21 protein-coding genes and 1 pseudogene are annotated in these 23634 nt (G+C 57.2%); 11 read left to right on the plus strand and 11 right to left on the minus strand.

The annotated features are described in order from the left end of the window. Positions 1-22 precede the first annotated feature (22 nt). Positions 23-1009: a GlxA family transcriptional regulator gene (locus HWX89_RS24405; protein WP_138792898.1), complete on the minus strand. Its 987-nt coding sequence runs from the start codon at positions 1007-1009 to the stop codon at positions 23-25. 131 nt (positions 1010-1140) lie between these two features. Here HWX89_RS24405 and HWX89_RS24410 point away from each other — a divergent pair, with 131 nt between their 5' ends. The 3 genes from HWX89_RS24410 (at position 1141) to HWX89_RS24420 (ending at position 3338) form a co-directional block, all read left to right on the plus strand. Further along, positions 1141-1968: an alpha/beta fold hydrolase gene (locus tag HWX89_RS24410; RefSeq protein ID WP_138792899.1), complete on the plus strand. Its 828-nt coding sequence runs from the start codon at positions 1141-1143 to the stop codon at positions 1966-1968. A 66-nt stretch (positions 1969-2034) separates the two neighbouring features. After that, the gene (locus HWX89_RS24415) at positions 2035-2826 is read left to right on the plus strand and encodes an SDR family NAD(P)-dependent oxidoreductase (RefSeq protein ID WP_138792900.1); all 792 of its coding nucleotides are present in this window, start codon (positions 2035-2037) and stop codon (positions 2824-2826) included. 11 nt (positions 2827-2837) lie between these two features. Continuing rightward, positions 2838-3338 (plus strand): hypothetical protein, encoded by a 501-nt coding sequence (locus tag HWX89_RS24420; protein WP_138792901.1) that lies wholly within the window; start codon positions 2838-2840, stop codon positions 3336-3338. Between the two features lie 77 nt (positions 3339-3415). Here HWX89_RS24420 and HWX89_RS24425 read toward each other — a convergent pair whose 3' ends face one another. The 8 genes from HWX89_RS24425 to HWX89_RS24460 all read right to left on the minus strand — a co-directional run bounded on the left by HWX89_RS24425 (position 3416) and on the right by HWX89_RS24460 (position 13214). Next, on the minus strand, positions 3416-4228 hold the full coding sequence (locus HWX89_RS24425) for a DUF481 domain-containing protein (RefSeq protein ID WP_246705269.1): 813 nt from the start codon (positions 4226-4228) through the stop codon (positions 3416-3418). 76 nt (positions 4229-4304) lie between these two features. Then, positions 4305-5372, minus strand: a complete 1068-nt coding sequence (locus tag HWX89_RS24430; RefSeq protein ID WP_138792902.1) for a linear amide C-N hydrolase — start codon at positions 5370-5372, stop codon at positions 4305-4307. Positions 5373-5624: 252 nt separating this feature from the next. Beyond that, positions 5625-7142, minus strand: coding sequence for a 2,3-bisphosphoglycerate-independent phosphoglycerate mutase (gene gpmI, locus HWX89_RS24435; RefSeq protein WP_138792903.1), 1518 nt, complete (start codon positions 7140-7142; stop codon positions 5625-5627). A 202-nt stretch (positions 7143-7344) separates the two neighbouring features. Beyond that, positions 7345-8595 carry a dihydrolipoamide acetyltransferase family protein gene (locus tag HWX89_RS24440; protein WP_138792904.1) on the minus strand — a complete coding sequence of 417 codons (1251 nt, stop codon included), beginning with the start codon at positions 8593-8595 and terminating at the stop codon, positions 7345-7347. 3 nt (positions 8596-8598) lie between these two features. After that, complete coding sequence (locus HWX89_RS24445) at positions 8599-9612, minus strand: alpha-ketoacid dehydrogenase subunit beta (RefSeq protein WP_138792905.1); 1014 nt, start codon at positions 9610-9612, stop codon at positions 8599-8601. Between the two features lies 1 nt (position 9613). Then, entirely contained in the window at positions 9614-10846 is a 1233-nt protein-coding gene (locus tag HWX89_RS24450; RefSeq protein ID WP_138792906.1) for a 3-methyl-2-oxobutanoate dehydrogenase (2-methylpropanoyl-transferring) subunit alpha, read from the minus strand. A gap of 52 nt (positions 10847-10898) precedes the next feature. After that, positions 10899-12026: an acyl-CoA dehydrogenase family protein gene (locus tag HWX89_RS24455; RefSeq protein ID WP_138792907.1), complete on the minus strand. Its 1128-nt coding sequence runs from the start codon at positions 12024-12026 to the stop codon at positions 10899-10901. A gap of 9 nt (positions 12027-12035) precedes the next feature. After that, positions 12036-13214, minus strand: a complete 1179-nt coding sequence (locus HWX89_RS24460; protein ID WP_138792908.1) for an acetyl-CoA C-acyltransferase — start codon at positions 13212-13214, stop codon at positions 12036-12038. A gap of 210 nt (positions 13215-13424) precedes the next feature. On the opposite strand from HWX89_RS24460, the gene HWX89_RS24465 reads away from it, so the two are divergent. From HWX89_RS24465 to panB, 8 genes are all read left to right on the plus strand, one after another. After that, entirely contained in the window at positions 13425-13898 is a 474-nt protein-coding gene (locus HWX89_RS24465; RefSeq protein WP_138792909.1) for an Lrp/AsnC family transcriptional regulator, read from the plus strand. An 80-nt stretch (positions 13899-13978) separates the two neighbouring features. Continuing rightward, positions 13979-15151 carry an isovaleryl-CoA dehydrogenase gene (locus HWX89_RS24470; protein WP_138792910.1) on the plus strand — a complete coding sequence of 391 codons (1173 nt, stop codon included), beginning with the start codon at positions 13979-13981 and terminating at the stop codon, positions 15149-15151. A gap of 8 nt (positions 15152-15159) precedes the next feature. Beyond that, entirely contained in the window at positions 15160-16761 is a 1602-nt protein-coding gene (locus HWX89_RS24475; protein ID WP_138792911.1) for a carboxyl transferase domain-containing protein, read from the plus strand. A gap of 7 nt (positions 16762-16768) precedes the next feature. Next, on the plus strand, positions 16769-18757 hold the full coding sequence (locus HWX89_RS24480; protein WP_138792912.1) for an acetyl/propionyl/methylcrotonyl-CoA carboxylase subunit alpha: 1989 nt from the start codon (positions 16769-16771) through the stop codon (positions 18755-18757). Between the two features lies 1 nt (position 18758). Further along, positions 18759-19685 (plus strand): hydroxymethylglutaryl-CoA lyase, encoded by a 927-nt coding sequence (locus tag HWX89_RS24485; protein WP_138792913.1) that lies wholly within the window; start codon positions 18759-18761, stop codon positions 19683-19685. Next, entirely contained in the window at positions 19675-20457 is a 783-nt protein-coding gene (locus tag HWX89_RS24490) for an enoyl-CoA hydratase-related protein (protein WP_138792914.1), read from the plus strand. The genes HWX89_RS24485 and HWX89_RS24490 overlap by 11 nt, the downstream gene beginning before the upstream one ends. A 113-nt stretch (positions 20458-20570) precedes the next feature. Then, complete coding sequence (panC, locus tag HWX89_RS24495) at positions 20571-21446, plus strand: pantoate--beta-alanine ligase (RefSeq protein WP_138792915.1); 876 nt, start codon at positions 20571-20573, stop codon at positions 21444-21446. Continuing rightward, a complete protein-coding gene (gene panB / locus HWX89_RS24500; protein WP_138792916.1) occupies positions 21446-22267 on the plus strand; it encodes a 3-methyl-2-oxobutanoate hydroxymethyltransferase in 822 nt (273 codons plus the stop codon). Before panC ends, panB begins: the two co-directional genes overlap by 1 nt. A gap of 49 nt (positions 22268-22316) precedes the next feature. On the opposite strand, the gene HWX89_RS24505 is transcribed toward panB, so the two are convergent. Next, complete coding sequence (locus tag HWX89_RS24505; protein ID WP_178340917.1) at positions 22317-23303, minus strand: alpha/beta fold hydrolase; 987 nt, start codon at positions 23301-23303, stop codon at positions 22317-22319. A 185-nt stretch (positions 23304-23488) separates the two neighbouring features. Next, positions 23489-23634: pseudogene (locus tag HWX89_RS24510) on the minus strand (hydrolase); the annotation flags it as partial.

Below are 23634 nucleotides of genomic sequence, written 5' to 3' on the forward strand. Positions count from 1 at the left end.
AAACTGGCCGGCGATGACACTGTCAGGCTGCAGCCATGACAGAGTTGCTCGAAAACCGGCTGCGATATTCTCCAGGCGAAAGACCGAGAATGCGATGGAACACGCGCCGAAATGCGGCCGCGTCCTCATAGCCGACGGACCACGCGATCTGATCGACCGATCGCTTGGTGAATTCCAGCAGTTCGCGGGCCTTGCCGACGCGGAGATGTTGAACATATTCGATCGGCTTCATCCCAGTTGCAGACTTGAAACGCCGCAGGAAGGTCCGCTCCTCGAGCCCGGCCTGATCTGCCATATCGGACACGCTTGTTGCACGCCCGGCACGCGCCTGAAGCCAATGTTGCACTTTCAGGATAGACTCATCGCCATGCGTCAGGCGTGGCGCGAAGCTGCTGTAGTGTCGCTGCTCGCGGCCTGACGGATCGATCAGCAGAAATTTTCCGGTTTCGATCATTACCGATGGCCCCAGAAGCCGGTCCACGATGCGCAAACCAAGATCGGTCCATGCCATCAACCCGCCAGCCGTGATGATGTCACCATCCTCGATGACGATCTTGTCGATCTCGACGCGGACGTCCGGAAAACGTTCGCGAAAACGCTCCGCAAACAGCCAATGTGTTGTGGCTGGGCGACCGGCCAGCAGGCCTGTCGCCGCGAGAATGAACGATCCTCCACAACTCGCGGCCAACGTCGTGCCCTGTGCGTGACGGTCGAGCAGCCAGCGAGCGTAAGGCGCAGCTTCTTCGACTTCGGCGGGCCCCGTCAGCCTGCCTGGCACCACCAGTATGTCCGGATGTCCAGCCGCATCAGGACTGGTGTCGTAACAGCGGCAAAAACTACCGTTCTCTTCCATGCTCCAATGGCTGACACGTAACTCCGGTCCGCCACGATCCTTGGAAAATAGTGACGCGATGGCAAAAAGGTCGGTTATGCCGTGCACCATGGCAATCTGACAGCCCCGGTAGAGAACAAGGCCCACCTCCAAAGCACTCCCTGAAGCTCCTGCCATCTCTGTTTTCCCCTTTTTGTCAGTTTTGGCTCGTCTTCTGTCAGAAGCGCCAATCCTGCGCTCGCTGGCTCCAGAGTATCTCTATTCCCACGGGACGCAAGCAAGCTCCCTGAACCAAAGGAGAGAGAGAAATGAGCACGATCACCACCAAAGACGGCACGCACATCTACTACAAAGACTGGGGCTCCAAGGATGCTCGGCCGATCATCTTCTCGCACGGCTGGCCACTCAGCGCCGATGCCTGGGACGCGCAGATGGTGTTCTTCGCCAATCACGGCTTCCGCACCATTGCCCATGATCGTCGCAGCCACGGTCGCTCCGATCAGGTATGGGATAACAACAACATGGACCAGTATGCTGATGACCTTGCTGAACTGATCGAACAGCTTGACCTGCACGACATTATTCTGGTCGGCCACTCAACTGGTGGCGGCGAAGTGACCCGCTACATTGGACGCCATGGAACAGCGCGTGTCGCCAAGATCGGCCTGATCGGCGCTGTACCGCCGCTGATGCTGAAAACGGAAAGCAATCCCGGAGGTTTGCCGATCGACGTCTTCGACGGCATCCGCAAAGGCACCTACGACAATCGCAGCCAGTTCTTCAAGGATCTGACAATACCCTTCTACGGTTACAACCGTGACGGCGCGGTCATCTCCGAAGGTATTCGCGAAGAATTCTGGCGCCAGGGCATGATGGGCGGCCTCAAGGGTCAACTCGACAGCATCCGGGCCTTTTCCGAGAGCGACTTTCATCAGGATCTGAAGGCTTTCGACAAGCCGACGCTGGTCTTGCACGGGGATGACGATCAGATCGTCCCGATCGGGGCGTCGGCACACTCGACGGTCAAGATCGTCAAGCACGCTGTCCTGAAGGTCTACGAAGGCGCCGACCACGGTTTGACGCAGACACATCAGGACCGCTTCAACGCCGATCTGCTCACCTTCATCAAAGCCTGAAACACCAACGGCAAAGCACTGGCGCCTTGAGGCGCCAGCCCGCCGCTTTCAAAAGGAACATTCGAAATGACCAAGGAAACATTTCTCGTCACCGGCGCATCGGATGGTATCGGCGCCGTTTATGCCGATCGTCTGGCAGGGCGCGGTTACAATCTGGTGCTTGTCGCGCGCCGCGCTGAAAAACTGCAGTCGCTGGCTGCGCAACTCAAGAAGGTACACGGTGTCTCGGTGGAGGTTTTGGCCGCTGACCTTTCGAACGCCCAAGGTCTCGAAAAGGTAGAAAACCGCCTGCGCGAAGACAGCCAGATCACTGGCCTCGTCAACAATGCCGGCATTGCGGGCGAAGGCAACATAACCGAACTCGACCCGTCCTATGTCACTGGCATGATCCACCTCAATATCCTCGCCGTCACCCGTCTCACAGCAGCGATCGCCCCACGCTTGTCTTCCCGTGGTAAAGGCACGATCATCAACATCACCTCCGTCACGGCACTCATGCCGGCCGCATTCACGGCGGTCTATCCAGCGACGAAAGCTTTTGTACTTGCTTTCACGGAAGCACTGCAGGCACAGCTCGCTCCCTCCGGTGTCCGCGTCCAGGGCGTTCTGCCGGGAATTACACGCACAGCAATCTGGGAAGAAGAAAAACTCAGCACCATCCCTGCCGCAATGGTCATGGACGTCAACGACATGGTCGATGCTGCCATGGTTGGTCTCGATCTCGGCGAAGTCCTGACCATTCCCTCGCTGCCAGACAGCGCCGACCTTGAAACCTATCTGAGTGCGCGTTCGGCTTTGCGACCCAATCTGTCGCTTGCAAATCCGGCCGCCCGCTACAGCATCACCGCAGTAAAGTAGAGGGCACCGCCATGATCCTCGGACTGACAATTTCCCAATTCACTTTATTGCATGTCGCCTTGAGCTTCATCGGCATCGCTTCCGGCCTGATCGCGCTGCCGGCTTACGCATCCGGAAAGTGGATGCCGCGCATGACCGGTCTTTTTCTCGCGACGACCCTGGCGACAACGCTGACGGGATTTCTCTTTCCCATCAGTACATTTACCCCGGCACTTGGGGTAGGCATCATTTCCACCATCATTCTGGCGGCCGCACTCGCAGCCCTTTATATTTACAAGCTCAACGGCAAGGCACGAGTAATCTACGCTGTCACGGCGACGACAGGCTTATATCTCAATATGTTCGTTTTGATTGTTCAGTCATTTTTGAAAGTCGAAACGCTGAACGAGCTTGCTCCGAACGGTAACGAACCGCCGTTCCTCGTTGCCCAAAGTGTGCTTTTGCTCGCCGCAATCATTCTCGGTCGCAAGGCATCTACGACGAGCCGACATCTCGGGATATTCGTGAAATGACTGGCCAGCCCCCTTCCGCAGAGCTCCCCAACAGGTCGTTCTGCGGAATTTACATGAGGGAAGCTCCGGTTCTAAAATCAGAAACGATAGGTCAAGCCGAGAACGGGGCCTTTGAGCGTTGAATCGAACACGTGGCCATCAGAATCATAGTCCACGTCGAGAATTTTATAACCCGCAGACACTGAAAGGTGGTCGGTAAACGCATAATTTGCCGTGGCAAGCGCCTGCCAGGTGTGATCCGATCCCGCTCCAAAACCACCGATGTCGGCCTGCGCGTGAACAGAGAATTTCGGTGTAACTTTGTAAAATGCCCGGAAACCAATCACCGGATCGACCCAGCCGAAATCCTCTCCGTAACTGCGTGAAAATGTGCCGTAATTGACAGTCACATCGTTGGAAATATGCCAGATACGCATGCCGGCAAGGACATCGAGCGTCAGATCCTGATCATCGTAGACCCGGTATCCACCTTTCAACGTCGCAGAAAACTGGACCGTATCGACGTCCGCACTCAACCCAGGCGTCGCCCCAATGACAGGAAGCGCGCCGATCACATGGCTGTCCGTCGTGTTGACGTACATCATGTCGCCGGAGAAAACGAGACGGTCATATCGCCCCCAAACGTCAAGGAAACCTCCGACATTGAGGTGATCCATCACGTCCGAGAAGGACTTTTCGACCGAGATTGTCGGTCCACGGCGAAATGGGGAGATATCGCCTTTGAGCCCTGCGGCCCAGAGATACGGGGTAATCTGCAAAGCCCAGCCTGGCGGAAGGCTGCTATCTTCGGTTACGCCAGCTACCTCTTGCGGCAACGATGGATCAGCCGCCTCGGCGCTGACTGCCAGCAACGGCAAAAGCACCAAAGCCCATTTCAAACCATTCCCCATTTATACGCCCTCTCGTTCCACCAAACCGCTAGGAATCGGACGGGCGAAACCGCCCGACAACCACGCTATCATTCTGTCAGAGCCCTTGAAACGGGAAAGGCTTTGCGTCCTCGAAATCTGCCGTTGCATCACCGGAAAATGTGTGGACCTGATCTGTGCCAAGATCGAGCCGTTTAACCTTGCCCGTCTCCTTCGAAAAATCGATCTTCTTCAGATCGACCCAGAATGTATTGGGCGTCATGGCGGATTCGAAGAAATAGAGCTTGCGCTTGTGATCGTAGACGGTGCGCCACCGGGTGGACGAAATCTCCGGCTGGTCCGGTGAGGAAATACCAAGCGGAACCGAGACGTTGCGGATCACTCCGAAAACGCTCGCGAGCAACCGGTTCGGCTCACCGCTTTGCGGTATTGCATTCACATAGAAGGCTGCGCGTGTGAAACGATCGGCAGCCCGGTTCGTACCAGGCAGCATGACGGTACCACCGATGTCCTGCCAATAGGACGTTAACGCGAGTTGCTTGTCATAAGTCGGGGAGTTGGTCATGACCTGGTACTGGCGGCCATGATGGATGACCTGCTTTCCGTCGATATATTCGATAATGGCACTGTCGCCACTTGAATCGGAAAGAGACAGATGCAGCGTCGTCAGTCGATCCTGCCCCGGCACATTGTCCGTGACTATCGTGAACGGCTGCGTCTCCAGAACCTCGACGGCTTCCGCGACCGTGGCAAAGCGATCAAGGACATATTGCGCCCAGGCAGCAATGGTCAGGCCGGGTTTGCTGCTCGCCTCAAACTTCGGATACTCCGATTCAGTCAGCCACAGGACATTGGCGACGAGCCCGGCTTCGTTTGCACCGTCGGTTGTTGAAACATCATAGCCCGTCGTCACCACGGACCCATATTTGGCAGTCCATTTCAGGGAATTCGGACCTGCTTCTCCGTTGCGCTCGATACCACGAGGCAGGATGTAGAGATTGCTGCCAATATCGTATTTCCAGTCCATCGATCGGGCGGTGACAATGTTGTCATCCTGCCCAAGGAACACGAACCGCGTGCATGCGTCTGCTGTTAGCGGTGACGCGACGGCATAAAAACCAGCCAAGCCGAACGTGAATACGCTCCGGAACGCTTTCGAAATCATCGACAACCCCCTGACGAAAATGATCGCCAAAGGACAATGGATTTCCTTCTATCGTCCTCAGGCGATGCGAGAGTGCACCAGGTTTACGACAACCTCAAGATGAGAACGACCTAATCAAACCCCTGATTATCTCCACACATTCAGGCAGTCATGTTCCGGCCATAGCGTCATCATCGCATGGGTATTACTGAAGATGTCAAAAGCTGAAAAGGAATGGCTCGCGAACGCAAAGGTATTCACGAGCCATAACCATCACTTTTCGATCAGGCTTTTTCCAGTCATTTCAGCAGGTTGCGGCAGGTTCATGAGTTGCAGGATCGTCGGCGCGACATCAGCAAGAATACCGTCGCGCACCGTTGCACCGTTCGGTCCACCGAACAGGATGACCGGCACCGGATTGGTGGTGTGTGCCGTGTGCGGTCCTCCGGTTACCGGATCGACCATGGTCTCGCAATTGCCGTGATCGGCGATCACCAGCATGGCGCCGCCAACCTTTTCCAGCGCTGCAACAACTTGCGCCAGTCCGCGATCTACTGCTTCGCATGCCTTGATTGCGGCATTCAGGTCACCGGTATGCCCAACCATATCTGGGTTAGCGTAATTGGTGACGATGAGATCGTAACCCTTGCCGATCGCCTCCACGAACTTCTCCGTGACTTCAGGCGCGCTCATTTCCGGTTGCAGATCATAGGTTGCAACCTTCGGCGACTTCGGCATGAACCGATCTTCGCCCACTTCCGGCTCTTCCTTTCCGCCATTCAGGAAAAACGTCACATGCGGATACTTTTCCGTTTCTGCCAGGCGGAACTGGCGCAATCCGTGACTTGCCACCCAGGCACCCAGAGTGTTGGCAATATCACGCTTGGGATAGGCCGTGGCCATGAAGGCATTGTGTTTCGTGGAGTATTCCACCATGCCCAGCAGCGCAGAAAGTTGCGGCTTCTGACGCGCAAACCCGTCGAAATCTTCGGCACCGATGGCAGACAGGATTTCACGGGCGCGGTCCGCGCGGAAATTGAGGCAGAACAGGCCGTCACCGGCCTTGAAGCCTTCATACCCACCGATCACAGTTGGCAGGATGAATTCATCCGTCACGTTGTTTTTGTAGCTTGCCGTAACGGCGCTGACAGCGTCTGGCGCATGTTCGCCCTTGGCGAGAACCATCGCATCGTAGGCTTTTTCGACACGCTCCCAACGATTGTCGCGGTCCATGGCATAATAACGCCCGATCACGCTTCCGATGCTGGCCCCCTCGGGCAAGCTGTCAACAAACGTCTGCACGAAGCCCTCTGCCGATTTAGGGGCAACATCGCGTCCATCTGTCATGACGTGGACAATGACCTTCAGCCCAAGATCCACCAACAGTTTGACGGCCGCCTGAGCATGCACGATATGGCCATGCACGCCACCATCGGAAATAACGCCCATAAGGTGCGCGGCACCGCCGGCAGACTTTACCTTCGAGGCAAAATCCAGAATGGAAGCGTTCTTGAAAAAGCTGCCGTCCTCAATGGCAAGGTCAATTTGACCGAGATCCATCGCAACGACCCGGCCCGCACCGATATTGGTGTGACCAACTTCGGAATTGCCCATCTGCCCCGTCGGCAGTCCGACGTTCGGTCCAAAAGTGGTGAGCGTCGCATGTGGGCACGTCGCAAACAGCCGGTCCATGGTTGGGGTGTTGGCCAGGGCGGGCGCGTTGCTCGACCGATCCTCGCTCAGCCCCCAGCCATCGAGAATGGTCAGAACAACGGGTTTCGGAGTGCTCATGAATGGACCTTTTCTTCGTTAATCGTCTGCGGGCGACAAACAGAAAGGCCGCCGGAGCGTGCCCGTTCGCCGTTTTGTCATGGTGAGAAGCAGCCTTCCCGTTCCCACTCTTCTATACTCGAAGACCATGAACGCAAGCCCATATCGTTGCCGGATCAGCCTTCACAGATCCGACGTCCCTGGGCATGACGGGCAGACGATATCAGTCCTCGATGAAGATCAGTGCCGGTTTTTCCAGCAAGGTTTTGATCTTCTGAATGAAGACTGCGGCATCCCAGCCATCCACCACCCGGTGATCGAAACTCGACGACAGGTTCATCATCTTTCTCGGGACAAACTGACTGCCGTCCCAGACCGGCCGCGTGACAATCTTGTTGACCCCGATGATGGCGACTTCGGGATGGTTGATGACCGGTGTAGAGGCGATACCGCCCAATGCACCGAGCGAACTGATGGTAATTGTCGAGCCGGACAGTTCCTCACGTTTGGCAGTGCCGTTGCGAGCGGCCTCGGCAACACGGCCGAGTTCTTCTGCACATTCCCACAACCCGCGCGCTTCTGCATGGCAGACGACCGGTACAATGAGACCAGCCGTGGTCTGTGTCGCGATACCGATGTGAACAGCGCTGTAGTGATTGATCACCCCGGCCTCATCATCGAAGGTTGCATTCATTCCGGGTTGATCAGAAACCGCCCGTACCATTGCGCGCATCAGAAAAGGCAGGATCGTGAGTTTCGGTTGCCCACTCCTGCGCTTGCCGTTCATGATGGCGCGCAATTCCTCAACGTCAGTGACATCGATTTCCTCGACATAGGTAATATGGGGAATACGCGAGACCGAAAGCACCATCTTCTCGGCAATCTTGCGCCGTAACCCTGTCATCCTCACCTGTTCAACCGCACTATCGCCGGGCGATGCCCGAAGACGCTGCTCAGTTGTGGAGCGCGACAAAAGGAACGCATCAAGATCGGCGTGTGTGATATGCCCATCCGGACCAGTCGGCTTGACCTGATGGAGATCAAGATCGAGATCGTCGGCACGTTGGCGGACAGCGGGAGAGGCGAGCGGTTTATGATCGTCCTGCAGTACCGGCGGGACATCGGGTTTAATATCGGCAACGGGTGGCGGTGTTTCCATTTGCGCGGGCTCATCAAGAGCAAGTACGGCATCTTGTGCCTCAGGCTCGTCCTCTGCGACCGTCGCAGCGTTAACCTCGGTCTCTATGCGCAGCAGTGGCGCCTTAACCGCGACTGTGTCTCCAATTTCAGCGGCGATCCAGGTTACGACGCCTGAAACCGGCGATGGAATTTCGACTGTCGCCTTGTCGGTCATCACTGCGGCAAGGACCATATCTTCATGGACCGGATCACCGGGCTTGACGTGCCATTCGACCAGTTCGGCCTCCGCGACACCTTCCCCGACATCGGGCATAGTGAGAACGTATTCCGTCATCCTTCAGGCCTCCATGACGTCTATAAGTGCACGCCCGACACGGGCTGGACCGGGAAAATAGTCCCACTCCTGTGCATGCGGATAAGGCGTATCCCAACCGGCGACGCGAACGATCGGTGCCTCCAGATGATAGAAACAATGTTCCTGAACCAATGACACGACTTCCGCGCCGAAACCGGACGTAAGCGTCGCCTCGTGGACCATGACACAACGTCCGGTCTTGGCGACCGAGCGCGTGATGGTTTCGAGATCAAGCGGCAACAGACTGCGCAAGTCTATCACCTCGGCATCAACACCTGTCTCCTGCGCTGCCGCCAACGCAACATGCACCATCGTTCCATAGGCAATGACCGTGACGCCAGCGCCAGCACGCCTCACGGCAGCCTTGCCGATGGGAATGGTATAGTGCTCGTCCGGCACTTCACCCAGCTCATGTTTGGCCCACGATGTTACAGGCCTGTCGTGATGCCCATCGAATGGGCCATTGTAGAGGCGCTTCGGCTCCAGAAACATGACCGGGTCAGGATCTTCGATCGCTGATATCAGCAGGCCCTTCGCATCATGCGGGTTGGATGGAACGACGACTTTCAGACCGCAGACATGTGTGAAAAGCGCTTCCGGACTTTGGCTGTGCGTCTGACCACCGAATATGCCGCCACCGGTTGGCATGCGCAAAACGATCGGGCAGGTAAAATCACCGTTAGAGCGGTAGCGGATGCGTGCAGCCTCCTGGGTGATCTGATCGTAGGCGGGATACATGTAATCGGCGAACTGTATCTCGACACAGGGACGCAGACCGTAGGCAGCCATACCGATCGCCGTTCCGACAATACCGGATTCACTGATCGGTGCATCGAAACACCGGGTCTTGCCGTATTTTGCCTGCAACCCCTGAGTTGCCCGAAACACGCCGCCGAAGTAGCCGACGTCCTCACCGAACACGACAACATTGTCGTCACGTCCCATTGATACGTCCATAGCGCTCCGGACGGCTTCGATCATTGTCATTCTTGTCATATCAGTACCCCGCCTTTTCACGCTGGCGACGAAGATGCGGTGGCATTTCGGCATAAACACCTTCGAACATGTCCTTCGTCGGGGGTTTGCCACCGGCATGCAGGGTCCCGTGGCTTTCTGCCTCGCGCTGCGCGTCGATCACCTCGTCCATGATTTCGGCCTCCGCCTGCCGATGCCGCTCCTCGGACCAGACATCCCTGAGAACAAGGTGTTTTTTCAACCTGAGAACCGGGTCGCCAAGAGGCCACACTTCGGATTCCGTCTTGGGCCGATACGCACTCGGATCATCGGACGTCGAATGTGCTCCGACCCGGTAGGTGACATACTCGATCAAGGTTGGACCGAGATTGCGACGCGCACGTTCGGCAGCCCAACGCGCCACCGCATAAACGGCAAGATAGTCGTTCCCATCCACCCGAAGTGCTGGAATACCGAACCCGAGACCTCGGGCGGCGAAGGTCCCCGAACCACCACGTGCAATTCCCTGGAAAGTGGAGATAGCCCATTGGTTATTGACGATGTTGAGAATGACGGGCGCCTTGTAGGTAGAGGCAAATACCAGCGCTGAGTGGAAATCCGATTCCGCCGTTGAACCGTCTCCAATCCATGCAGCCGCAATCTTCGTATCGCCCTTGATTGCGGAAGCCATGGCCCAACCGACCGCCTGAACGTATTGCGTGGCAAGATTACCGGAGACGGTAAAAAAGCCGTGCTCTTTCGAAGAGTAGAGGACCGGCAACTGCCGCCCGTGAAGCGGGTCGTGCTCGTTGGAGAAAATCTGGTTCATCATCGTCAGAAGCGGATAGTCGTCGGCGATCAAAAGACCGGCCTGTCGATAGGTCGGGAAATTCATGTCGCCTTTGGACAGCGCCTTGCGGAACGCGCAACTCACCGCCTCTTCGCCGAGATGCTGCATGTAGAAGGATGTCTTGCCCTGCCGTTGCGCCATCAGCATACGTGCGTCGAACGCGCGAAGCCGCATCATGTTTTTAAGCCCCGTCAGCAACTCTTCATCTGAAAGGAGACCCGACCAGGGGCCAACCGCCTCTCCCTTTTGATTGAGAACACGGATGATCGAATAGGCCAGATCGCGAATGGTCTCCGGCGCGGCATCCACCTCCGGACGAGGGACGGCCCCTGCCCTTTGCAGTTTCACATTGGAAAAATCTGGCTGATCGCCCGGACGAACTGCCGGTTCGGGAACATGCAGGCTCAGGCGGGTGGTTTCGGTCATGCGTTTTTCCTCCTTTCCACCGCCGTCTCTCCTCCAGACGGCGAAACAACTGCTAGAGATTTCGCGCAATCACCATGCGCTGGATATCGCTTGTCCCCTCGTAAATCTGGCAGATGCGCACATCGCGATAAATCCGCTCCACCGGATAATCCGCCATGTAGCCGTAACCGCCGTGGATCTGGATGGCGTCGGAGCACACCCGTTCGGCCATCTCGGACGCAAAAAGCTTCGCCATGGAGGCCTGCGAAAGGCAGGGCTCTCCCGCTTCCTTCAGAGCTGCGGCATGCAGGACAAGCTGGCGCGCCGCCTCGATATTGGTCGCCATATCCGCAAGCCGAAAGGAAACCGCTTGATGGTCAACAATCGCTGTTCCAAAAGCCGAGCGCCCGCGCGCGTAATCGCGGGCAGCCTCAAATGCGGCTTGGGCCATACCGACGGCCTGAGCAGCAATACCGATGCGACCACCCTCCAGATTGGCAAGCGCGATCCGATAGCCTTCTCCTTCTTCCCCCAGCCGCAGTGCGGCGGGGACGGCCATGTCCGTAAAGGCGATCTGGCACGTGTCTGACGCGTGAAGGCCAAGTTTTTCCTCTACTCTCACCACCTCGTAGCCTGGCGTATCTGTTGGCACGATAAAGGCGCTGATGCCCTTCTTTCCGGCATCGGGATCGGTAACGGCAAAAACGATGATGACGTTGCCATTCTTTCCCGAGGTTATGAACTGTTTCGCACCGTTCAGGACGTAGCGATCGCCGTCTCGCCGGGCCCGGGTTTTCAGATTGGAAGCGTCCGACCCCGCCTGCGGTTCAGTCAGAGCGAAGCCGCCTATCCATTCGCCGCAAGCGAGTTTCGGCAGAAATCGCTCTTTTTGTTCGTCCGTTCCGAATTTCAGGATCGGCACGCAGCCAACAGAGTTGTGCACGCTCATAATGGTGGAACAGGCACCGTCAGCGGCGGCAATTTCCTCAAGTGCCAAGGCATAGGCGACGGCACCGGTGTCCGATCCCTCGTAGGCCTCCGGTACAAGCATGCCAAGGAAACCGAGGTCGCCCATTTCTTTCAATTCACTCTGCGGAAAACGGCTCTCCCGATCGCGTAAGCTGGCACCGGGCGCCAGACGTTCTCGGGCAAAATCGCGGGCCATTTCTCTGATCTGCTGCTGGGCTTCGTTCAATATCATGATCAGCCCTCAATGACGTTCGACGGCGAAAGCTGTGGCCTCACCACCGCCAATGCAGACGGCAGCAACGCCGCGCTTCAGTGCGTGCCGCTTCAATGCGGAAAGCAGCGTGACTATGATCCTTGCCCCGGACGCCCCAATCGGATGGCCAAGCGCGCAGGCACCACCATGCACATTCACCTTATCGTGCGGCAGATCGAGATCGCGCATGGCGGCCATTGCCACCACGGCAAAAGCTTCGTTGATCTCAAACAGATCGATTTCACCCAATTGCCAACCGGTCCTATCCGTAAGCCGCCGGATAGCACCAACTGGCGCGGTCGGAAATCTCGCCGGAGCATCCGCAAATGTTGCGTGCCCCGCGATTGTCGCCAGCGGCTGCAAGCCGCGCCTGTCGGCGTCGGAGCGGCGCATAAGGACCAGCGCCGCTGCACCATCGGAAATCGAGCTGGAGTTAGCGGCCGTCACCGTTCCGCCTTCGCGAAAAGCAGGTTTCAACAATGGAATCTTTTCCGGCCTTGCCTTGCCAGGCTGTTCATCGACATCGATCTGCCGGCCTGAGGTATTCGAGACGGCCGCTATCTCTTCTGCGAAAGCGCCGTCGGCGATGGCACGACGAGCACGCCCCAGCGAGGTCAAAGCATAATCGTCCTGCATGCTGCGTGTGAACTGATAGGCTTCGGCACAATCCTCGGCAAAGGTTCCCATGAGACGACCCTTGTCATACGCGTCTTCAAGCCCATCGAGAAACATGTGATCCGTCATCTTGCCATGGCCGAGACGGTATCCCGAGCGGGCCCGATCAAGGAGATAAGGTGCGTTGGTCATGCTCTCCATGCCGCCGGCGACAACGATGTCAGATGTTCCGGCCGCGATCTGATCATGCGCCAGCATCGTCGCTCGCATCCCTGATCCACACATCTTGTTGATGGTGACAGCACTTGTGGAATGAGCAATGCCTGCGGCGATCGCTGCCTGTCGTGCAGGCGCCTGTCCCTGACCAGCGGTCAGAACGCAGCCCATTGCGACGTCGTCGATTTCAGAAAAAGAAAGCGTTGATCGCTGGACGGCAGCGCGGATCGCTGCAGCCCCCAGATCTGAAGCCGCAACCGTACCAAAGTCGCCCTGGAAACCGCCCATCGCAGTGCGAGCGGCCCCGACGATAACCACGGGGTCATGCACAGTCACTTTCCACCTCCCTGGAAAGAGCCCGAACCTTGACCGCAACCTCCTCCAGGCTGCGACCGATCCATTGTTGTCGAACACACAGTTCTGACAACTTCGGATGGTGAACGCTATCACTATCTCGAATTCATTTCAAAGCTATTTTGATTGACAGTTTTGCACTTCGCGATATCTTTGATCCAACAATGCCCGATATCATAGAGCAAATGATCCATGATTGAGCTCGACAGTTTCGACCAGAAGATTTTGCATGTGCTTGGCGACGACGGCCGTATAAGCTGGCGTGATCTGGCCTCGCGCATCGGCCTTTCCTTTACACCCACCTTGCGTCGCGTTCGAAAGCTGGAAGAAGAGGGCATCATTCGCGGATATACGGCTGTATTCGACGAGAACCGTCTGCTCGGTAACATGGGCGTCTTCATTTCGGTGACACTCGAACGGCAGATCAAGGAAGCACTGACCACCTTCGAACATCATGTCGCCTCTATTCCGGAAGTCGTGGGCGGCTATCAGACAAGCGGAAGTTCCGACTATCTCATTCATGCGATGGTGCGAGATCTGCCACATTACCAGCAGCTTCTGGATTTTCTGACAACTGTTCCCGGTGTCTCTCGTATCCAGTCCAATTTTGCCATTAAGACATTCGTGCGCCGCTCGGCTGCATTTACAGGGGGCGACGACGCATAAAGGGAGTGCCGGTGCGGAGGAGGTACTGGCAGTTCACAAGAGGGCGGTGAGGAAGAGCCGCCGGAGGAGGAACATACGCGATGAGCTCGAACCTCGCCGCCATTTTCGATGCCGACCTTGCGCCGGAAATCGCTGCCCTGCGCGAAAGTGTCCGGGCTTTTGCCGATGACAGGATTGCTCCTCATGCCGACGCGATCGATCGGGAAGATAAGTTTCCGCGTCAACTCTGGCCAGAGATGGGCCGCTTAGGGCTGCACGGCATCACCGCCTTTGAAGAATATGGCGGTGCAAATATGGGTTATCTCGCCCATTGCGTGGCGATGGAGGAGATCAGCCGCGCTTCCGCTGCGATCGGTCTATCCTATGGCGCCCATTCCAACCTTTGCATCAACCAGATTCATCGCTGGGGACGGGACGAACAGAAACAGCGTTATCTGCCAAAACTGATCTCCGGCGAGCATGTCGGTTCGCTTGCTATGAGCGAAACGGAAGCCGGGTCGGACGTTGTTTCGATGCGGCTGAAGGCAGAGCGAAAAGGCGATCATTATATCCTGAACGGCTCCAAAATGTGGATCACCAACGGGCATGAGGCTGATACGCTGGTGGTCTATGCCAAGACGGATGTGTCGGCCGGCCCACGCGGCATTACCGCTTTTCTCATAGAGAAGGAGTTTCCCGGTTTTCGACCTGCGCAGAAGCTCGACAAGCTTGGCATGCGCGGCTCTCCAACTTCGGAACTGGTTTTCGAAGATTGCGAGGTGCCGCAAGACAATGTCCTTGGCAAACTCAACGACGGTGTAACCGTGTTGATGAGTGGTCTCGACTACGAGCGGGCAGTGCTGGCAGCAGGTCCGGTCGGCATTATGCAGGCGGCCATTGACTTGGTCCTGCCCTACAGCCGCGAACGCCAACAGTTTGGCAAACCAATCGGTGAGTTCCAGCTTGTGCAGGGAAAAATTGCCGACATCTACACGGCGATGAACGCCTCGCGGAGCTATGTTTATGCCGTTGCAAAAGCCTGCGACAGCGGCCGCATCACGCGGCAGGATGCGGCAGGCGCCATCCTGTTTGCCGCTGAACGGGCAACGCAAGTCGCACTCGACACCATCCAACTGCTTGGGGGGGCGGGCTATGTCAATGAAAGTCCAGCCGGGCGCCTCCTACGGGATGCGAAGCTTTACGAAATCGGCGCCGGCACCAGTGAAATCAGGCGGATGCTGATCGGACGTGAACTTGTCAAAGGCAATATGTGAGGCGAACCATGAAGCTTTCATCCAGCCTGTTACGCGACCCCTCGTTTGCCGCCAACACCAGCTTCATGTCCTCGCTGGTCCAAGACCTGCAACACCATGTGCAGCAGATATCGCAGGGAGGCGGCGAGAAATCGCGCGTGAAACACCTGGGGCGCGGCAAACTTCTGGTCCGTGACCGCATCGATGCCCTTCTCGATCCGGGTAGCCCCTTTCTGGAGTTGTCGCAATTTGCCGCGCACGCCGTCTATGATGAGCCCGTCCCCGCAGCCGGGATCATCACCGGCATCGGGCGCATTTCCGGTCGTGAATGCATGGTCGTTGCCAATGACGCGACGGTCAAAGGTGGGACCTACTATCCCTTGACGGTCAAGAAGCATCTTCGAGCCCAGGAGATTGCCCGCGAAAACCGGCTTCCCTGTATCTACCTGGTGGATTCTGGCGGAGCAAACCTCCCCAACCAGGATGAAGTCTTTCCGGATCGCGATCATTTTGGCCGGATTTTTTTCAACCAGGCGACCATGTCGGCACAGGGAATTGCCCAGATCGCCGTCGTGATGGGAAGTTGTACGGCGGGTGGCGCTTATGTCCCTGCCATGAGCGACCAATCCGTCATTGTCAAAAATCAGGGTACGATTTTCCTCGGGGGACCACCTCTGGTAAAGGCCGCCACCGGCGAAGTCGTCACCGCTGAAGAATTGGGTGGCGCAGATGTGCACTCACGCCAGTCCGGCGTTACGGACTACTACGCGCGTGACGACAGGCACGCCCTGGCCATCACCCGCCAGATCGTCGCGGGCCTCAATCGCAGCAAAAAAAACCAACTCGAAATCCGACCTCCAACCGAGCCACTATTTCCACCTGACGAGCTTTACGGCATCGTTCCGGCCGATACACGCAAGCCATTCGAGGTTCGCGAAGTTATCGCCCGGCTGGTGGATGGCTCAGAATTCGATGAATTCAAGGCGTTGTATGGGACAACTCTGGTTTGCGGCTTTGCGCATATTCACGGCTATCCGGTCGGCATCATCGCGAATAATGGCATCCTGTTTTCTGAATCAGCTCTCAAAGGCGCGCACTTTATAGAACTGTGCTGCCAGCGCGGCATCCCGCTCGTCTTTCTGCAGAACATCACCGGGTTTATGGTCGGCCGCGCCTACGAAGCTGGTGGCATTGCAAAAGACGGGGCAAAACTTGTCACCGCCGTTGCCTGCGCGCGCGTTCCCAAGTTCACAGTCATTATAGGCGGCTCTTTCGGCGCTGGGAACTACGGGATGTGCGGCAGAGCCTACTCCCCACGCTTTTTGTGGATGTGGCCGAACGCGCGCATTTCGGTGATGGGCGGAGAACAGGCAGCATCAGTGTTGGCACAGGTGCGCCGTGATGGCATCGAAGCAGATGGCCGTCACTGGTCAACAGAGGGCGAAGACGCGTTTAAGCAGCCGATCCGGGAAAAATACGAACGTGAGGGACATCCCTATTACGCCAGTGCACGCCTTTGGGACGACGGCATCATCGACCCGAAAGACACACGCCTGGTTTTAGGGCTCGGGCTTTCAGCAGCGTTGAATGCGCCGATCGAACCCACCTCCTTCGGCACGTTCAGGATGTGAGGTCGTCATGTTTTCCAAAATACTGATTGCCAATCGTGGCGAGATCGCCTGCCGGATCATCCGAACCGCCCGAAAGATGGGCATCACAACAGTCGCGGTCTACTCCGAGGTTGATCGCAATGCCATGCACGTGGCAATGGCCGATGAGGCCTTCGAGATTGGCCCCGCCCCAGCCCGCTCATCCTATCTCGATGGCGCTAAAATCATTGAGGCCGCACAAAAGAGCGGTGCGCAGGCCATTCATCCCGGCTACGGTTTTCTTTCTGAAAATGCCGACTTCGCGGCGGCTTGTACCGAGGCCGGGTTAGTCTTCATAGGTCCCCCAGCCGCCGCCATAATCGCTATGGGCGGTAAAAGTGAAGCCAAGGCACTTATGGCAACGGCGGGTGTTCCTGTTGTTCCGGGCTACCACGGAGACGAACAGGGCCCCGAAACCCTCCAAGCAGAAGCTGATGGCATCGGCTACCCGGTATTGATCAAAGCCTCCGCAGGTGGTGGTGGCAAGGGTATGCGTGTCGTCAAGAAGCGGAAAGAGTTTGCCGCGGAGCTTGCTGGGGCAAAACGTGAAGCGCTCGCCGCCTTCGGCGACGATCGTATGCTGATCGAGAAATATCTGAGCCAACCGCGGCACGTGGAGGTGCAGATTTTCGCCGACGCACATGGCAATTGCGTTTCTTTGTTTGAGCGTGATTGTTCGATCCAGCGGCGGCATCAGAAAGTCATCGAAGAGGCGCCGGCCCCGGGTCTTTCTGATAGCCTGCGCACACGAATGTACACTGCTGCCATCGCAGCGGCACGCGCCATAGATTACCGCGGCGCTGGCACGATAGAGTTTCTTCTCGACAGCTCCGGCGATTTCTATTTCATGGAAATGAATACCCGGCTCCAGGTCGAGCATCCGGTTACGGAATTCATCACCGGCCTTGATCTGGTCGAATGGCAAATTCGCGTCGCCGATGGACAGGCGTTACCGGATGAATGGACTGAACTACGGATCAAGGGTCACGCAATCGAGGCCCGCATTTACGCCGAAGATCCGAGCCATGAATTCCTTCCGTCGACGGGTACGGTCAGCCACCTCATCTTCCCAGATCAAAGCCCTCATCTCCGGATCGACAGCGGCATCCAGGCAGGCGACACCATCTCTGTCCATTATGACCCGATGATCGCCAAACTGATCGTTTGGGACACAGACCGTCCCTCCGCCGTCAAACGAATGCGCCTTGCCCTCGAGAGACTGGCTGTCGCAGGCGTCACCAGCAATGCCGCGTTCCTTGCGAAAATTATTGGCCTGGAAGCCTTCGAGAACGCCGAACTCGATACTGGTTTCATAACCCGCAATGAAGGTGCACTCTTCTCTCTAGAAGAGCCGACGCAATCCGAACTCGCGACTGCGGCACTCGGCCTTCTTCTAGTCCGCACCAAGCGCGTTGGTTCAGACGAAACAGATCCTTACAGCCCATGGAACGTCCCAACTGCCTTTCGCATGAATGCGCCCGCTCGCCAAACGCTGCACTTCAAGGTGGATGGACAGGAGTTGATGTTAGCCGTCACGCATGGTGCCGACACTCTGCTTCTGGATATTGGTGGGAAGAAGGTCATGATCTCCGGCCGTCTCACCGAGGACGGATTGTTAAGAGCTACGATCGGCGACCGGCAAGAAAGCGCCTATTTTTTCTCAGGCGATCATACCCATGATCTCTTCATCAGGGGCAGGCACTTTCGGGTCTGCGAATGCGAACTGGCCGACGACGAGACCAGCAGTCAACCATCAGGTGGGCTGGAGGCACCGATGCCCGGCCTTGTTCGCTCGGTTTTTGGAAAGAAGGGTGCCAAAGTCAAGGCCGGCGAAGCTCTTGTCGTTATGGAAGCAATGAAGATGGAGCATACCATTCGTGCACCGTCAAACGGCAGGGTAACCGCATTCAACTGTGCTGAAGGCGACATGGTCGAAGCGGGCAAGGTGTTGTTGGACTTCGAACCGGAGGCCACGTGAGATGGGATGGCCAGCCGCAGTCAAAATCGTCGAGGTCGGTCCGCGTGATGGGCTGCAAAACGAACCCGCATTGGTCCCAGCCTCTGTGAAGATAGAGTTGATAGAACGTCTTGCGGCGGCAGGATTGACCGTCGTGGAAGCGGGGGCATTCGTTTCACCCAGATTGGTTCCCCAAATGGCAGATAGCCGTGATGTCTATCATGGGCTGAGACAGCGCCCCGGTGTCGCCTACCCGGCGCTTGTTGCCAACATGAAGGGCCTTGTGGCGGCGATCGAAGCTGGAGTTCAGGAGATTGCTGTTTTCGTGTCCGCGTCTGAAGGTTTCAGCCAGCACAACATCGCCTGCTCTCGCGCTGAAAGCCTGATCCGATTGCGTGAAGTCGTGGAGACGGCGCACAAGTGGAACTTCAAAATACGAGGCTACGTGTCCTGCATCGCTGGCTGCCCATATGATGGCGCTGTGCCACCCGAGAATGTCGTGGCGATGACCGATGCACTTCTGGCCATGGGATGTAACGAAATATCGCTCGGCGACACGATTGGCGTGGGGACGGCGGGCCAGATCCGAACGATCATAGACCGGGTGGCGACCTACGCTGCGCGCGACAAACTCGCGATGCATTTCCACGACACCTACGGTCAGGGACTGGCGAATGTGTTGGCATCGCTTGAGGAAGGAATCTCGGTCTTTGATGCCTCTGTCGCTGGCCTCGGTGGTTGCCCATTTGCACCTGGCGCAAGCGGAAACGTCGCGACTGAAGATCTTCTCTACCTGCTACAGGGCCTCGGCATCGAGACAGGCGTCGATCTGATGACGATCGCAAAAACCGGGGACTGGATCAGCCGCAACCTAGGACGGACAAATGCCGCAAAGGCGGGAAAAGCGCTGCTCGCGGCAGGTAATCGAGGAGATACCGATGGCGGATGAATTGCTGGTAGAAAACCGCGGCGACGTTCTCTGGCTGACGTTGAACCGGCCACAGGTTCACAATGCCCTGAATGTTGCGATGACCGAGGCTTTGGCGAAAGTAATCAATCAGGCATCCGGCGACAATTCATTGCGCGCCGTTGTTATAACAGCCAGTGGCGAGCGGAGCTTCTGCTCCGGGGCCGATCTCAAGGAAAATGCGGGTGGTATGTTCCTCTCGCAATCCGGCGCAAACCCGATTGCAGACGTCATCCGCGCCATAGAAAACTGCGACAAGGTCGTCATCGTACGCATTGGCGGTAATGTTTTGGCGGGGGGTATCGGAATTGTTGCCGCCTGCGACCTCGCCTACGCAGCCGACCACGCGGAATTTGGGTTACCTGAAGTGCGTTTGGGGCTGTTTCCGGTGATGGTGGCGGCCAAACTTCTGGACAGAATACCCCTTCGGCGACTTCAGGAGATGGCTTATCTGGGGCAGCCAATCAGCGCGACCGAAGCCGGGGAATGCGGCCTGATCAACGAATGCGTTTCCCTCAGAGACCTTGATGGGGTTGTTGAGGGCGCACTCACTCTGTTGCGACAAAATTCACCGGAGGCGCTTTCTGCAGGCAAACGGGCCATGTCGCAGATGCGCGACATGGCCACGGACGAGCGGTTCGCTTTTGCGGAGCGGACAATCGCCGCCATCAGCAAAAGCGCGGATGCGATCGAAGGCAGGTCAGCTTTTGCCGAAAAAAGAAAACCGCAGTGGCTCAAATCACCCGAGATATGACGGCTTCTGCTTAATCGATATTATCCCCGCACACGCGTTGACGCCCTTCGGCAAATCGCGTTCTATCCGCTGCCTTTCGCCGGGACATGCTGGCGGAACAGGGAGGGACAAACATGCGTCTGGTTAAAACCGTTGGTGAACTGCGCGAACATATCGCCGCACTCCGGCGTGACGGTAAAAAAGTCGGTTTTGTTCCGACGATGGGTTTTCTTCATATTGGTCATATGACGCTGGTTGCCCATGCCCAGGCGGAAAACGACGCGACGGTGGTCTCCATCTTCGTCAATCCACTGCAATTTGGTGCCAACGAGGATCTGGCACGTTACCCTCGCGATCTCGACCGTGACAGCGCAATGCTCGAGGCTGCCGATGTCGACATTCTCTTCGCGCCCGACGTCAGCGAGATGTATCCACGCCCCATGCAGACGGTGGTGGATGTTCCCGAACTTGGCAGCCAACTGGAAGGAGCCGTCCGCCCTGGGCACTTTGCGGGCGTTTCGACTGTGGTGACGAAGCTGTTCAATCTGGTTCAGCCAGACGCCGCTTATTTCGGAGAGAAAGACTACCAGCAGGTGACCTTGATCAAGCGTATGGTTGAGGATCTCGCCCAACCGGTTCGTGTTGTTGCCGTGCCCACGGTGCGTGAGAGCGATGGCCTGGCCTGCTCGTCCCGCAATGTCTACCTGAGCAGTGAACAGCGAAGAGCAGCTGTTATCGTTCCTCGAGCGCTCAATGAAGCCCAGCGACTTTATCAATCTGGATGTGACGACCCGATCGCATTCGAAGCTGCGATCACGCGCTTCATTGCAGACGAACCGTTGGCGACACCCGAAGTCGTCGCCGTCTGCGATCCCTTCACGCTCCAGCCACTGACATCTTTGCAATCTGGTCCTGTTCTCGTTGCACTCTTCGTGCGGATTGGCGCTACACGCCTTCTCGACAACAGGGTAATCGGGGTAGACAAGTCCACCCATGGAAAGGCTGCCTGATGAGTGCACAAGGTAAGCAGAAAAGGCTGACCACAGCCTCCATCCGAAAGATGAAAGGCAATGCGCGTATTGTCTGCCTGACGGCCTATACGACACCGATCACCCGGCTGCTCGATCCCCATTGTGACCTTTTGCTAGTAGGCGATTCCCTTGGCATGGTGCTTTACGGCATGGATACGACGGTTGGCGTCACGATGGATATGATGGTAGCGCATGGCCGAGCCGTCATGCGCGGGGTTGAGCATGCCTGCGTTATCGTTGATCTTCCTTTTGGCAGCTACCAGGAATCAAAGGAACAGGCGTTTCGCAGTGCCGTACGCCTGATGCAGGAAACGGGCTGCGACGGTGTAAAACTCGAGGGCGGCGAGGAGATGGCAGAAACGATTGCTTTCCTTGTTGCACGCGGCGTTCCCGTTTTCGGTCATGTTGGGCTGATGCCACAATCGGTCAACACAGCTGGCGGCTTCCGGTCCCTCGGACATACGGATGAGGAAGCCGAGAAGATCCGGCGCGACGCCATTGCCGTTGACCGCGCCGGAGCCTTTGCAATCGTCGTGGAAGGAACGGTGGAGCCCCTTGCCCGTGAAATAGCGGCAAGCGTGTCAGCACCGACAATTGGTATTGGCGCCTCGCCGACCTGCGACGGTCAGGTTCTTGTCTCGGACGACATGCTTGGATTGTTTGCTGATTTCAAACCGAAATTCGTCAAACGTTTCGCCGATCTTGGCCCACTTGTCTCAACTGCGGCGGAAACGTATGCGGCCGAGGTACGCGAGGGACTTTTCCCCGCAGAAGAGCACACGTTTCAGATCAGAAAATAGCGTAGCGAAAAGAGGGCGGCCGTGATCCGACCGCCCCCTTTTGTGTTGACTAGGCTTTGATGAAAGCGAGGATATCCTCGTTGAGCGTGTCTGCGTTGACGGTGAGCATACCGTGCGAGAAGCCTGGATAGGTTTTCAGGGTACCGTTTTTCAGAAGCTTGACCGCCTTGTGCGCGGAAGCGACGATCGGCACGATCTGGTCGTCTTCACCATGCAGCACCAGGGTCGCAACGCTGATCGACTTCAGGTCTTCTGTCTGGTCGGTCTCGGAGAAGGCCTTGATGCCGTCGTAATGCGCCTTGGCACCACCCATCATACCCTGACGCCACCAGTTCTGGATCACCCCTTCCTGAACCGTCGCACCATCACGGTTGAAGCCGTAGAAAGGACCGGCCGGAACGTCGCGGAAGAACTGCGCCCGGTTAGCGGCAAGGGCTGAGCGGAACCCGTCAAACACCTCGATCGGCAAACCCTCTGGATTTTCTGGCGTCTTCAGCATCAGCGGCGGAACGGCCGAAACCAGAATCGCCTTGGCAACACGACCGGCAGGCTCGCCATGCTTGGCCACATAACGGGCAACCTCACCGCCACCGGTGGAGTGACCGATATGCACGACGTTCTTCAGGTCGAGCGCCTCGACAACAGCAAAGGCGTCGGCAGCGTAATGGTCCATGTCGTGACCGTCCGCCACCTGGGCAGAGCGGCCATGGCCACGCCGGTCATGGGCAACAACCCGGTATCCCTTCGACAGGAAGAACAGCATCTGGGCGTCCCAGTCGTCCGAAGACAGCGGCCAGCCATGGTGGAACATGATCGGTTGGGCATCCTTCGGACCCCAGTCCTTATAGAAAATCTCTACGCCGTCCTTGGTGGTGATCGTGCTCATTGTCTTGTCTCCGTTTGCGGAATTGATGTTCGAGGTGGTTGCTGTGGCCGTTGCGGCCATGATCGGCCGTGTTGGAAATGCGGCGGCGGCCGCGAGTGTTCCGCCGAGGATCAGGGCGCTGCGGCGATTGAAGAGGGGAAATCCGGTCATGGTCTGCTCCTGGACGATTGCTGCTACCGGCCGCGTCCGTGTTTCGATGGAAGGAAGGTAACGCGCGTCATCGCGACCAACAATTGCAACACTGATTTCGATTGAATTGCCGATTATGAAATGATCGATGCGGCTGGCAGGGTGCGGGCGGTTCACCGCACCCTGCCGAAAATTCCAGATCTGCCTTACTTGGCGGGGTTCGGTCCGATGCGCTTGCCGTGCTTGACGCGTTCTGCACCGCCATGGACGTGGGTAACGGCATAATCGATGCCCATGCCGTAAGCGCCGGAATGCTCCTTCACCAGCGACGTCACCGCATCGTAGGTTTCCT

It is taken from the genome of Rhizobium sp. RM, assembly GCF_013390595.1.
In the GTDB taxonomy this organism is placed as follows: Bacteria; Pseudomonadota; Alphaproteobacteria; order Rhizobiales; family Rhizobiaceae; genus Agrobacterium.